Raw genomic sequence first — 14,001 nt, 5'->3', positions numbered from 1 at the left:
TTAACCTAAGCCACTAAAGCCTAATGAGGTAATTTTTTCTACATTATGTACAGTCGACTTTATGTTTTTTATAGATAAAAGCTTGGAAAAGCAATCGCTTAAATGTGGCGCGCCAATAATCTCTATACTTTCAAAACTTTCCATATTCTATTGCGAAGCATTCATTGCAGCCCTAATATCACAACCGATTAAAAAGCCAGATAAATAAGAGTATGCCGCATGCTCACTTAACTGGGAAAATAAATGCTTACTGCGAACACTAAATAAAGAGTGAGAAAATGCGCCCTGCTCATTATTTATTGTTTTGATTGCACCGCTTAAAAAAGCTTCTTGATTAAAATGCTTTGCGTGCTTAATAAGTCAAATAATTCACCTGTTATTGCAGTTTTAAAAAGTTGAATTTCTCCATCAACCAATAAAACCCATTTTGTATGTATTCCAGGCAAACATAATAAATAACGCCCAGTCTGATGTTTGGGATTTAATTCTAGCCAACCCAATATTTACAACTCTTCACCTCGCATTACATCAAAATCTTCTTTACCTAAACAGCAACTATAGATACTTAATAGCCACGTACACAAAAAGATAAAAAGTCATTTTTTATTTTATGAGGATTTAAAGGGCATGCTAGATACAGCGCTTCAAACCAGCCTATACTTGAGCCAATTTGACCACACAAAAATATTAGTAATTTGCCATATAGATTTAACCAAGGTTCAATACAAATAAAAGAATCGGCCGCAAGCGACCGAATTTAAAAGAGTCCTATAGCTAAATCAAAATAATATGACATAATACTTTGCTGACTTATAGTATCGATTTTCGCCAACACGTATTGGCTTACAAAGAAAGTTATAACCTCACATTTGAAAACACCAGTGGGAGCGAGTCAAACGGCTAAATGTTGGGCAACCTGCCATTCATTACGGTCTAAAACGACTCAAGATTACCTATAAAAAAAAGCGTTGAGCCACCCCAAAGCGAATGATGAAGCTCGCGTATGTTTTAGGGAAAAAATATCCGCTTATGAAAAAGCAGGTAAAGAAATCGTTTATTTGGATGAAAGAGGCTTTGCTCAGTGTATGCCACGCCTTTATGGGTATGCAAAAGTGGGTTCCCGCTGCTATGGCAACCATGACTGGCATGCTAGAGGTCGAGTAAATGTTATCGGTGCTACATTTGTCACGCTGATTGTTTTTTCTTGCGACATCAACTCAGACGTATCCTACGCATGGCTAACCCAAGATTTACTCCCTAAAATATCTAATGATGCAGTGATTGTCATGGACAATGCTTCGTTTAATAAAAAAGAGGATATGTTGGATGCTATTGATGAGCATGGATGCACATTGGAATTTTTACCGCCATACAGTCCTGACTTGAATCCAATAGAAAAGAAGTGGGCACAAGTTAAAGCTATAGAAGAGCTAAACGCTGTAGTCTTGATGACTTATTTACGACGCTAATGGATCATGCCAATTTATATTGAACCGGCTATAAGGATACAGAGGAAACACGTTGGTACATAAGTTCTTTAGATTTAAACGCAGAACAAGCCTTGCACGCGGTGCGAAGTCATTGGCAAGTTGAAAGTATGCACTGGATGTTAGATATGACTTTTAGAGAAGATGAATCAAGGATAAGAAAAAAACAAGGGCCATTAGTTTTTAATATTATGCGAAAGTTAGCGTTAGCGTTAGCGTTAGCGTTAGCGTTAGCGTTAGCGTTAGCGTTAGCGTTAGCGTTAGCGTTAGCGTTAGCGTTAGCGTTAGCGTTAGCGTTAGCGTTAGCGTTAGCGTTAGCGTTATTTAAGAAAGATGAAACAAAAACAGCAAGTATGGCTAGAAAAAAGAAAATGGCAGGGCTAGACGATGAACACTACCCAACCCTGCTAGAATCTGGGGTTAAAATACACTAGCCGTGAGCTTTAAGGCTCCCCATATCTTTTCCATTTTATTTAGCCTCATTTATGAGGCTTCTTTGAGCCTTTTTAATGATACATTCTGGAATATGATAAATTTGATGCTTCAGAATTCTTTTTCCTAAATAACAGTAAGATAATACTCGCCTTTTCTTTATTGTATTTGCTTGGAAGTGGTAGTGACATTTTAATAATTCTGCAGTTTTGCCAATAACATACAGCGTATACTGAGCAATTAAAGCTATCAATAATAGAGTCTGTAATCGCTCAATGTTATTACTTCTACTACGCTTTAGACCTAGACCATAATACTCATTTTTTGTATTTTTAAATGCTTCTTCTATGGTCATTCTTCGTTTGTAAATATTAACTAAATCCTGGGCCTTAAACATTTCTTTTGGTAAGTTAGAAACTAACAACCAAAGCTCTTTTGATGACTTTTTATGTTTTTTATAATCATTTCAGTTTGGGGGCTTTGGTTTTTTACTACTTTTTTGTACTTGTTTCTTTCCTCTAAATAAAACCCCTCTACATGAATATTTTTGCTTTTTACCTAGGGGCTGTTGATCTTTAACATTGGCAGCCAAATCATTGCACACGCGAGTGCTAGCATACTTTCAAACTGTAACTTCAATTTATCATATCTTGTCGCTATAGCACGCAAGTGCTTCAGTCTTGCAAATGCATTTTCAACTAAGTGCCTATATCTATATAAGCACCAATCTATATCACCATTACCCGTTTTTGAGTTTTGCTTTATGGGGATGACAGGGCTTGAATTTCTCTCTCGTACTTTATTTCTAATAGCTTCACTATCATAACCTTTATCTGCGATAACAAAATCACCCTGAGGCAATAATTCAATCAACTCATTTGCTACTTTACTATCATGAACATCACCACCTGTAATAATAAATTCAATCGCTAAGCCATAACTATCAACAAACAACTAAATGAATTTTACTGGTATTACCACCACGACTTAATGCTATCGCTTGCTCGCGTTCAGATGCAGCACCTGTAATGTGTTGGTGTGCTTTAATATAGCTACCATCAATAAATTCCCACTCTGTATCACTATCTTGTGCTAACCTACTGAACAGTCTCATTAATATGCCTTTTCTTGACCAAAGAAGAAAACGGCGATAAATGGTATTTTACAACCCAAAATATTCAGGCAAATCTCGCCACGGACAACCAACACGTAAGCGATAAAGTATTCCTTCTAGCGTTTTTCGATGTTCAAGCTTGTTATAAACTCTATCTTCAAGCAATATAGTTTTTAGTTTCGACCACAGTTCATCAGTGAGCATTAATCGGCGCATGACAATCTCGTTTAGTTTGGTGTTGATGAAGAGAATTATACGAGATTGTTACTTACGCTCAAAATTCAAACAAAGATCAACAGCCCTAGTGAATAGTTACAAAATAATAATGATTACCTGTTATTTTAAATAACAATAGTAACTTTCAAAACCTCACCACGTAAAACTTTGAAGCACCACATAAAATTTCAAAACTTATTCGAAATATAACGAAACACGATAAAAAACAATTGGACGTGGTTTTAAAGCATTTATTCAAATACTTTCACAAATGAAATGAAATGAAATTTTGTATTTAAATTTTTAATCAGTTATAAATACCTCCCATAAAATAAAAACAAACTCCAAATTCAACTTAGGTAGGTAATTTTATGAGTACAATTGACCGTCGCGGATTTTTAAAATCGGTTGCCGCTTTATCTGCAGCTGGTGCAGTAGCAGGTTGTTCAACTACTAATAATACAAGTTCAGTTTTAACACCAAAAGCAAAAGGCAAATCTGTTATGGGCCTAGTTGTGCCAAAAATGGATGTGGTTCGTATTGGCTTTATTGGTGTTGGTCAACGTGGTAGCGGTCATGTAAAACATTACACCAATATTGACGGTGTTGAGATCAAAGCAATTTGTGATACACATGAAGAAATGTTAGACAAATCAATTGATCTAGTTGTTAAAAAAGGCCTACCTAAACCTGCTCGATACACAGGTTCAGATCACGCTTATCGTGAAATGTTAGCTCGCCAAGATATAGATATTGTTATTATATCTACGCCTTGGAAATGGCATACACCTATGTCAGTTAAAACCATGGAAAGCGGTAAACACGCGTTTGTAGAAGTACCAGCAGCAACAACAATAGAAGAATGTTGGCAGTTAGTTGATACAGCAGAAAGAACGCAAAAAAACTGTATGATGATGGAGAATGTGAACTATGGCCGTGATGAGCTAATGGTTTTAAACATGGTTCGTCAGGGCTTATTTGGTGATTTATTACATGGTGAAGCCGCATATATTCACGAACTTCGCTGGCAAATGAAAGAAATAGACGAAAGTACAGGTTCATGGCGTACGCATTGGCATACCAAAAAAAACGGTAACCTATACCCAACTCATGGTTTAGGTCCAGTATCTCAATATATGAATATTAACCGTGGTGATCGTTTTGATTATGTGACTTCTGTAAGCTCTCCAGCACTTGGTCGTGCTGCTTATGCTAAGCGTGAATTCCCAGCAGATCACGAAAGAAATCAACTTGATTATATTGCAGGTGATATGAATACCAGTATCATCAAAACAGTAAAAGGTCGCAGCATAGTTGTGCAACATGATACGACAAGCCCTCGCCCTTATTCTCGTCACAACTTAATACAAGGTACAAATGGTACTTTTGCAGGTTTCCCTAACCGTATTGCAGTTGAAACACCACCGCCAGCCATTAAAGCAATTTATGAAAATGAATACACCAAGACATTAGCACAATGGGAAAAAGATGGCAGTAAAGGCCGTAAACCGAGAAAACCAAGTTTCCATGGTTGGGATCGTGATATGGAAAAATGGCGCGCACAATTTGATCATCCTATGTATGTTCGTATGGGTGAAGAAGCAAAACGTAATGGCGGACATGGCGGTATGGACTTCTTAATGTTATGGCGTATGGTGTACTGTTTACGTAATGGTGAGCCACTTGATCAAGACGTATACGACGCAGCCGCATGGTCAGCAATTTTCCCTCAAAGCGTAGCATCTGTTGAAGATCGCAGTAACTCAAAAAATATTCCAGACTTTAGCCGTGGTGCTTGGAAAACAGGTAAACCTTTAGGTATTGTTTCTTAAATTGAAAAATGTAATTTTGTTCTATTTTACACAGGCTCTGTTCCAGGTTATTAGTTCACAGCCTTTTAATAAAGAGTTTAAAGTAAAAGAGTAATTTTATTAATAGCGTGATAGAACAGAGCCTTTAAAAAGATTTATGTAGCCAAAGCCACAAAATTAACTTGTGGCTTTTTTAATTAAAAAATTTAGTAACATATTTAAAATTTTTGAGTGATTACTTTTGTGCTATGGGATGCTAAAAATTGGATACTTAATGAGCTTTAATATAGCAATTGATAAAGCAGTCAATTGCTATATTTCAAACCCAATTTATTTATGTTACGACGTACCAGTTACTAATGATTGCTGATATTCACGCCATAAACTCTCTATTGATTCTCCTGTAATTGATTCTACTGCTTTTTCAAAGCTCCAATTGTTCAAACTATTTGCTGACTGATTAAATTTATAAGCAAAATCATTGTTTTTATTTTCTTTTATCCAGTGTAGGAAAAAACCTGTATTGGTATAACCACCTAGCCAAGAATCTGATTGCTTAGGCTCTCTGGTTTTATGAAAACCGGCGTCAATTCTAATCAAGTCAGCAACGCCTTCGATAAATGCGTGTACATCTTCATCAGCACCATATTCTCTATTTTTCGGGAATAGCTGATAACCATGAGTTAACTCATGCCATAACACACCTAATAGTTCATACTTTACAGTGTCATCATCAGCATTTTTTAGTTTTTCGGTAATATACTTTGAGCTAAAAGCAATCACCATGTTAGTTTCATCACCTGAGCGGTACGCTAGGGTATCCATCCATTTTAACTGAAATTCAACTTGTTCAAACTCAGGGATCTGTGTGAAGTCTTTATAAAGTCGTTTCACTAATTGCTGTGTCACTTGATTAATTTGTTGGTCAAAATGAGGAAATAACTTAATTAACCTTTTATAACCCTCTGATTGCGTATCTTCATATGTCAAGACTACTTTAGGGGGTTTAAATCCATTCCAAGGTGATTTTTTGTCTAAGACTTTAATCACGTTTTTTTTAATTAATGTATCTGTGCCATGTTGATTTTCAGTGACGAGTTTTACATCATAACTTCCTGGTTGATTAAAGGTGACTAACACATTTTCACCACTAAATTTAATATCAGCACCTTCAACTGTCCAAAGGTGTTTTGTCGGTGTATTTTCACTGATACTCTTGATCGATATTGACTCACCTACACTCACTTTAGTTCTATCAAACTTAACTTTGGCAATTGGCAGTTTTGTTAGAGCATTAAGCGAAAAATCAGCTAATTGTAAATAGTGGTCACCATGTACAGTTTTACCTCGCTGCTGCATATCAAGTCTGAAGTATTTAAATCCTTTATCATTATCAATATCAAAAGTTGACGTTTGGCTTCTTTTGCTAAATATATGGCCATCAATCTTATCCAGTACCTGCCAACTTTTTTCATCATTAGAAGCCATTAACACCCATTCATGGGGATCGCGCATAGGGGCATCTGTAGCAGAAGTTAGCTGATATTGTTTAACAACTTGTGGCTGATTACTTTGATATTGCACCCATGCATGTGGCTGCTTTGAGAGGTATTTTGATTTTAGTGAATGGTCAAATAACTGAGCCAAACCTTCACCTGGGATCTCGTCAGGGAATTGTGAACTATAATCTCCTTTATCAAGGGGAAGTTTTTTTAACACAGTCGGCGTTTCATCTCGATTCAACTGCCCACACCCTAAAAATATAAGTGGTAAAATAGCACTTAATAATATTTGTTTATTCATGATTATCTCTAAAAAAAGTACAAGGTGTAATCCAACACACCTTGTACTGGGCTTATACTTTGCTCACTAAAACAGTAAGGTTTTAGCTCAAGTATTTTCCTGGGGGGAACAATTAATCTTCGGCTAATAAAGCAACTTCACCGATTTGTAATAACACACCATTACCACCGCCAATTCCTTCACCAGTTCGTTTATTAGCGAATACGAAACGATAGAAACGATAGTCACTTTCATTATTAATATCAAAGACAAAAGTATCTAATTTATCATTTTCCTCTGGATAAGCATTACTATCGAGTTCTGCCCAAGTTTCATTATCATTTGAAGCCAGCAAATACCAGCCCGAAGGATTCCATTTCAAATGATCAGTTCCGACTGTAATGCTGTATTTAGCGATATGTGTCGGTTGTTCAAAATCAAATGTTACTGACGCGTCTGCTTTCGTTTCAACAGCAGGTAATTGCTCAGGCCACCATGCAGGTTGACTCAATACACAAATCAAAGGCGTATTAATATTATTATCACTAATATTGGTATACTGACCAATGCCAAAAGGCGCTAAGTCTACACCATCAAACGTAACAACGGCATTCATTGCGATATTACTATAACCTGCAACAGGTGTCGGGTAAGGCGGCGAAATACCTAAATCAGAGGTTAAATGTTGCTGGTAGGCAGCCCAAGCTTGCTCAATGCCATAATCTTCGCCAAAAATAGCTTTAAATGCGCCATCAAAACTCCAAGTTGGTAGCAATTTAGCCTGTTTATTAAACTCTTTAATAAAATCAATACCTAAGTTACCATTTTGAACCCATTCTAGGAAAAATGAAGTTTGCTCATAAGCATCATCATTCCAGCTATCTACCCACTTGATACCTGCTCTTCTGTGTTCATGAAAACCAGCTTGAATTCTTGAGTAATTCCCTAAGGCTTCTAAATAAGTATGGAACTCATCACCAGCTTGATAACTACCAGAATTAGGTGTGTTATTGTAGCCATGAGTCAGCTCATGCCATAACACTCCAAGCACTTCATCACGCAGGGCATCATCGCCTTGCTGTGCAATATTTGCTAAGTGGTTTAAATCAAACATTAAAATCATGTCTTTATCGGTACCACTCTTTGCAGCAGGGAAATCATATTCACCCGTTTCAAACTTGAGCGTTTCAAAAATGTTAATTTCGGTCACATTGTTAAACAGTACTTTTGCAACACCTAAAGAAATTTCATGTATTACGGCTTCTAAATCAGGCATAACACGCTCAAGTGCAGCTTGTCCTTCATGCTCAGGCAATTTTTTAACAAAACTAACCTGTGGTTTTGGAAATCCAGCCCAAGGGTTTTCAGGATCCCATACTCTGATCATGTCTTGTTTAACGAGCTCTGTACTGCCTTTATCATTAGTTGCAATAAGCGTTACTGATTTTGCTCCCAGAGAATCAAACCTCACTAATGGGTTTTGCTCTGTACTTGTCGCTGGAGTTCCACCTTCAAACGTCCACTGCCAACTTGTTGGATTAACAAGTGAGTCATCATGAAATATGACTATTTCATTCACTGTTGGCGTCATTACTGTGCTTGAAAATTCTGTTAGTGGCGCTTCTGCTTTAACAACTAATTCAAGCTCTGAAAACTGTAATATTCCAACACCTGGGGCGTGTGAAAGATTAAATCTAAACTGACTATATGCTGCAATATCTTCATCAACTTGATATTCATTTGTAACAAAGAAATTTGAAAAGTTTTCACTTGTACGTTCATCAATGGCTTGCCAAGTTACTCCATCATTTGAACCTTCAAGTGTCCAATCTGTTGGATCTCGCTCAGGTGCATCATTGGCTGAAGTTAATTTATAACCAGTGATTTTATAAGCTTTAGGTGTTGTCACAATCACTTGAACTGCATCTGAGAAAGTAAGAAACTTAGTCGCAGACGAACCATCTATTAAGTTAATCACTTGCTCACCACTCGGTACGTCCACTGCATCAATTGCTACAATATCAGTCCCAGTATCACCTACAACACCACGAAATGCGTTATCACCACCAGATGTTGCTACATTTGAAATAACCTCTTCATTTGAAACAAAACCTGAACCATCATTATTACATCCAATTAATGCAGTGCTCAAACATAACGCCACTGCAGATAATTTAAATTTATTCATGCTATTTACCTTTAAATCAATTCTAAATGGACGCTATTACTCATTTTGAGCAATAGCGAACGACTGCCTAAAATGAGTACGTATACCTTAAATTAAATTGACGACCTAACGTGTCGTAAGCACCCATACGATAGAATGGATAGCTAGAGAAGGTTTCATCTTGTGGTGGCATAGCATTAAATAAGTTAGTTATCGTTAAAACAACGCGACTTTCATCTGTGATTTGTTGTCCTAATGTCAGGTTATATCTGATCCAAGCAGGTAACTTTTTGCGCTCTGAATAATTTGCGTTATTCCATAACTTACCTTTATAGCTAGCAAGTAATGAAACCGCAGTGCCGTCTTTTTGCCAAGTCACAGATGCATTTGCCATAGTTCTAAAATCAAAGTTATTTTGATCTGAAATTAAATCAACTAACTCATCTTCTGCTCTGAGCTTTTCTTTTTTACCTAATGTACGAGTCAGATTAAATTTATAATCAAAGTCGCCATATTGGGTTGCAGCTAAACCTTTAAAACCTAAATCAACACCTGAATCACGTCTCTCTGCAGCATTGATATATCCTTCAGTAATTGTGTGTGGTACATAAGCTTCACCTGTAATCGTATTGCCTAACCTATCAATACCAACACCTGTTTCATCATAGCGTTGAATACGGGAAGCCATGTTGCTACACATTGCTGAGTTTTCATCATGCACACCTGTTTGACATTCGTAATCGAGTTGCATGATATATCCAGCGCCTAGCAACTGAATTTTATCTTTTATCACTATATTGTAGTAATCAACATTAAATGAAAAATACTCATTTAGTTCATATACTAACCCTGTTGTAAATGTCGTACCTGTTTCTTCTTTTAAACTTAAATCACCTTTAGATACACTTTCAAAATCAACTTGTATGCTTGGCTTTGTTGGATCTGCAGTGATATCTGCGTCAACACAGGTTTGCGTCAGTGCTTGAGTATCATAACCAGCCACAGCGCTTTCATTCGCTAAAGTTAAACATGCATCAGCAATAGTACGATCGTTCCCACTACCAAAATTACCACTAAACCCTTTATATAAAGCTGCCATATCCGGCCCTCGGAAAGTGGTACCGAAAGCACTTCGAATTACTAAATTTTCTGCTGGTCGATAAGTAAAACCAACTTGAGATGATGCAGCTCCACCGACATCTGATTTATCATCGTAATAGTCATAGCGCACCGCAGCTTCAACATCTAAATTATCAAGTACAGGAATTAAAAACTCAGCAGCAGCAGCATAGCGATTTCGGCTACCATCAGTGATCACTCCAGTTAAACCTGAAAACTCTTTATTAAGGACTCGTTCGTCAGGTACAGCTTTACTCCCCTCATCCATTAATTCTATATAAGCAGAAAATGCAACTGGCCCTGCTGGTAAATCAAATAAATCACCCGTTATATCTGCTGTGAATGTGTTGTTATAAGACTTACCTTCATAAACAACCCAATCAGCAATTTCAAATGCTTTTTCCTTATTTAGACCACCATACCATGTCTTATAATCTGGTCTATATACAGGTAAATCATTATGAGTACCTAGCTGTGGTCCTAAAATACTAGCAAATCCTGTATTAGTTGCATGTAAATATTGGTCATTAAAGTCATACACAGAACGGGAAAACCCTATCGAATAATCATAATCCGCTATCTCACCTTCTAAACCAAAGTTTAAAGAATACGAAGAATCATCGAATGTACGCCCATAACCATCATCTGTATACTCAGAATCCATCACTTTGCGCCACATTTGTTTTACAGCGCCACCATAACCGCCGTCTTTATTAGGTAAGTCTGGGTCCCAAAATTTATCGCCCATATAAAATAATGATCCGCGGGTACCTTGCTTTTGCTGTTGAATGTAAAACGCATTAGCAAATAAATTTATTTCATCGGTTAACTGATAATTACCATTAACATAAACACTGGCTGATTCATTTTTATTAATCATTTGATTTGAGACATTTTCGTCCCACCCACAACTGGCACCAATTGTTGTGGTGCCACGATCTACATAGTGCTGGACTGCCATAGAATGTGGATTTTCGCTAGTATTACAATATTCTTTTGCGTAGTTATTTACCGTTAAAGTGTCATCTGAACGCACAGTAATTGAGCGGTTTAGCTCAATTCTTGCATCAGAAGAAGGGTTATCCCAATCACTGTCATGATAAGGTCTATCACCCGAGACTAACCCGTCATTTGTTTTATACTCTGCGGCATAATCAACACTCCAATCGTTATCACTAAAACCACCTACAAAACTCAATGCTTTTGAATTATTAGTACCATAGGTATCCGTGCCACCTTGAAGTTCAACATAATGTCCTTCGATCCCTTTCTTAGTGACAATATTAATCACGCCGCCCATAGCTTCGGAACCGTAAATAGCCGATGCGCCGCCTGTTTGTATATCGATGCGTTGTACCATAGCTGTTGGGATCATATCTAAATTTACAAAGTTAGTTTGACCACCAAAAGGCATAGGATAATAGGCAAGTCGTTTGCCGTTTACTAAAATCAAGGTGTACTCTGGCCCCAAACCTCGAAGATTTAGCTCTTTAGCACCTGGGGTATAAGAGCCTGTATTTATCTCACCCAGTACAGCACCACCGGCAGCTGTTAAATTTGATAAAGCATCATAAACGTTGTTAAAACCATTTTTGATCATATCGTCAGATGTGATGGTTGTAACATTAATCACACCTTCAAGATCAGTTCTCTTAATTCTAGAGCCCGTGATCTCAACACGTTCAATTTCTTCATTATTTCTGATTTGCTCATCGGCACTGATATTAAAGTGCGTGATTGAAGAGCACATACACGTCACAGCAACAGCGACTTTTGAAAGCAAGTACTTTTTATTTTTTTGATAGCTCATTGAAATTCCCTAATTAATAACTGGAACGTTCCAATAAATTGTTAAATAAAAAAACCTCAAATTCATCCAAACAGTAAATCTAGTCTGCTGTGGATTATGTGATATGTTAGTTAACTTTTAATGGAACGTTCCAATTAAGCTTTATTATTAACATTAAGTCAACATGAAAATAAAAATTTTAGTTAATATTTAATCGACACTATAAAAAATTTTTAATCAATTCGGTATGAAATATGTATCTAGATAAGCGCTAATCAAAACCAAAGAACTGCATTGCGTTGAAATCCCCTAAAGGTCAGTTAAAGTTTAGAGTATAATTATCAGTTACTAAGGGGATATAGCATAATTGGTTATGCTAATTACGACTAACAAAAACATAAAGCGATTAAACTAAATCCTTAAAACGACCTTATACTATTAATTCAACGTGAGTTGATAGCTGATATAATATAACGATTTAATTTAGATGGTTTATTCACTCACTGGAAATTACAAAAACACGGAGCAAATAACTCCTACAACCAGATAGAAACAGAGACGCTATCGTTAAATTGGATAATTCCAGCTTTTACAGTATAAAAACCAATCAATTCCCCGGATTCTAAAAACATACTAATTATTTGTTTTTAAGCGTAAAAAATATAAAACCCATAAAATAAATATGGAACGTTCCAAATATAAATTGAAATTATTGCTCGGTACAGGCAAGCTAATACCACAATACTAAAAACCGATACAAGGCTAACCATGGATCAAGCTAACGCACACTATCGAGGCGCATTTTCGTTACTCACTTGTCTATTTTTTATTTGGGGTTTAATCACAACTATAAATGGTACGCTAGTGCCTTATTTTAAAGAAATTTTTGATTTAACTTTTTTTGAAGCAGGCTTAGTTGACTGGGCTTTTTTTATTTCATTTTTATTGATGTCAATTCCAAGTGCAAAAGTGATTGAACGTTATGGTTATAAAGTGTGTTTGTTATTCGGTATCGGTCTTTTATTTATAGGCTGCTTAGTTTTTTTACTTGCCTCTATTGTTGTCAGTTATCCTTTATTTTTATTCGCCTTATTTATCTTAGGCATTGGGATCACCCTATTACAAGTTGCAGCTAATCCATTTGTATCAGCATTAGGGCCAAATAAATATGCTTCAAGCCGACTAAATCTATCCCAAGCACTTAATTCATTAGGAAAGTTCTTAGCACCTCTCATTGGGGCATGGTTTATATTAGATGTTTCAGGTTTTAGCCCAGCTGAAAAGCTAGCGACAATTCAAACGCCATATATCATTATGGCGAGTATTTTATTAATTGCTTTACTGTGTCTTAAATTCACTCAACTTCCAGTAATAGCAAAAATTAGTCATCAAGATACGCAAACTGCTGATCATACTTTGAGATCCTTCTATCAATTATTAATCCAATACCCGCATTTAAAAAAAGGCGTAATCGCAATATTTATTTTAGTAGGTATTGAAGTCAGTGTCGTTCATTACGGCAATAGCTATATTATGGCACTTAGATTACCAGGCTATACTCTACAAAGTGCAAACACTTTGGTCTCGTATATATTAATCGGTGAGCTGTTGGGTCGATTTATTGGTGCTTTCTTACTAAATAAGTTTCCTCAGCTAAAATCTCATAATATGCTGACGGTAAATGCTTTAACTGGTATTGCATTATTGCTAGCTTCAATTATGACCCAAGGAAGCCTTTCCTTGTGGTGTTTTATTCTACTAGGTCTGTGTAATTCAATTATGTGGTCTAACATTTTCACCTTATCTTTAGTAAACATAGATAAAAATACAGCTAAAGCTTCTAGCCTATTAGTTACCGCCATTGTTGGCGGTGCATTTATCCCGCTAGTTGTGGGCTTGTGTGCAGACTATTACGGTATTAAGAATGGCTTTTATACCGTAATTGCATGTTATGCTTATATTGTTTATTTTGGTTTAAAAGGATATAAACCAGTTTTAAATTCAGAGGGAAATGACGCACCACAAAAGTTAGTTGCACAATAACTTACTTGGCTTTATTGCCTCGAAATCTTAATTTGAGCTTA

At 36.4% G+C, this 14,001-nt stretch carries 7 protein-coding genes and 5 pseudogenes; 5 read left to right on the top strand and 7 right to left on the bottom strand.

What is annotated here, in order from left to right:
- Positions 1–147: 147 nt before the first annotated feature.
- Together PSA_RS27350 and PSA_RS27345 are read right to left on the bottom strand one after the other, a co-directional pair.
- Positions 148–500 (bottom strand): annotated as a pseudogene (locus tag PSA_RS27350) (2-dehydro-3-deoxygalactonokinase).
- Between the two features lie 65 nt (positions 501–565).
- Positions 566–724: a 2-dehydro-3-deoxygalactonokinase gene (locus tag PSA_RS27345; RefSeq protein WP_371257875.1), complete on the bottom strand. Its 159-nt coding sequence runs from the start codon at positions 722–724 to the stop codon at positions 566–568.
- Between the two features lie 173 nt (positions 725–897).
- Here PSA_RS27345 and PSA_RS27340 point away from each other — a divergent pair.
- The 3 genes and pseudogenes from PSA_RS27340 to PSA_RS26005 all read left to right on the top strand — a co-directional run.
- Positions 898–972, top strand: a pseudogene (locus PSA_RS27340) (hypothetical protein); the annotation flags it as partial.
- Positions 969–1,469 (top strand): transposase, encoded by a 501-nt coding sequence (locus PSA_RS20520; RefSeq protein ID WP_197276861.1) that lies wholly within the window; start codon positions 969–971, stop codon positions 1,467–1,469. The pseudogene PSA_RS27340 and the gene PSA_RS20520, both read left to right, overlap by 4 nt.
- A gap of 32 nt (positions 1,470–1,501) precedes the next feature.
- Positions 1,502–1,690 (top strand): annotated as a pseudogene (locus PSA_RS26005) (ISAs1 family transposase); the annotation flags it as partial.
- 266 nt (positions 1,691–1,956) lie between these two features.
- On the opposite strand, the pseudogene PSA_RS20510 reads toward PSA_RS26005, so the two are convergent.
- Positions 1,957–2,355: pseudogene (locus PSA_RS20510) on the bottom strand (transposase); the annotation flags it as partial.
- 122 nt (positions 2,356–2,477) lie between these two features.
- Positions 2,478–3,249 (bottom strand): annotated as a pseudogene (locus PSA_RS20505) (IS5 family transposase).
- 371 nt (positions 3,250–3,620) lie between these two features.
- Between PSA_RS20505 and PSA_RS20500 the strand changes: the two are divergent.
- Positions 3,621–5,081 (top strand): Gfo/Idh/MocA family protein, encoded by a 1,461-nt coding sequence (locus tag PSA_RS20500; RefSeq protein ID WP_042143797.1) that lies wholly within the window; start codon positions 3,621–3,623, stop codon positions 5,079–5,081.
- Positions 5,082–5,399: 318 nt separating this feature from the next.
- Here PSA_RS20500 and PSA_RS20495 read toward each other — a convergent pair whose 3' ends face one another.
- From PSA_RS20495 to PSA_RS20485, 3 genes are all read right to left on the bottom strand, one after another.
- Entirely contained in the window at positions 5,400–6,863 is a 1,464-nt protein-coding gene (locus PSA_RS20495) for a basic secretory protein-like protein (protein ID WP_042143799.1), read from the bottom strand.
- A gap of 112 nt (positions 6,864–6,975) precedes the next feature.
- Positions 6,976–9,030, bottom strand: a complete 2,055-nt coding sequence (locus tag PSA_RS20490) for a basic secretory protein-like protein (protein WP_042143801.1) — start codon at positions 9,028–9,030, stop codon at positions 6,976–6,978.
- Between the two features lie 67 nt (positions 9,031–9,097).
- Positions 9,098–11,938, bottom strand: coding sequence for a TonB-dependent receptor domain-containing protein (locus PSA_RS20485; protein WP_082305845.1), 2,841 nt, complete (start codon positions 11,936–11,938; stop codon positions 9,098–9,100).
- A 747-nt stretch (positions 11,939–12,685) separates the two neighbouring features.
- Between PSA_RS20485 and PSA_RS20480 the strand changes: the two genes are divergently transcribed.
- A complete protein-coding gene (locus PSA_RS20480) occupies positions 12,686–13,960 on the top strand; it encodes a sugar MFS transporter (RefSeq protein ID WP_042143803.1) in 1,275 nt (424 codons plus the stop codon).
- Positions 13,961–14,001: the final 41 nt, after the last annotated feature.

It is taken from the genome of Pseudoalteromonas sp. '520P1 No. 423' (assembly GCF_001269985.1).
Lineage (GTDB): Bacteria > Pseudomonadota > Gammaproteobacteria > Enterobacterales > Alteromonadaceae > Pseudoalteromonas.
Note: the sequence above shows the minus strand (reverse complement) of the source record. Positions and strands in the feature narration are given on the sequence as shown.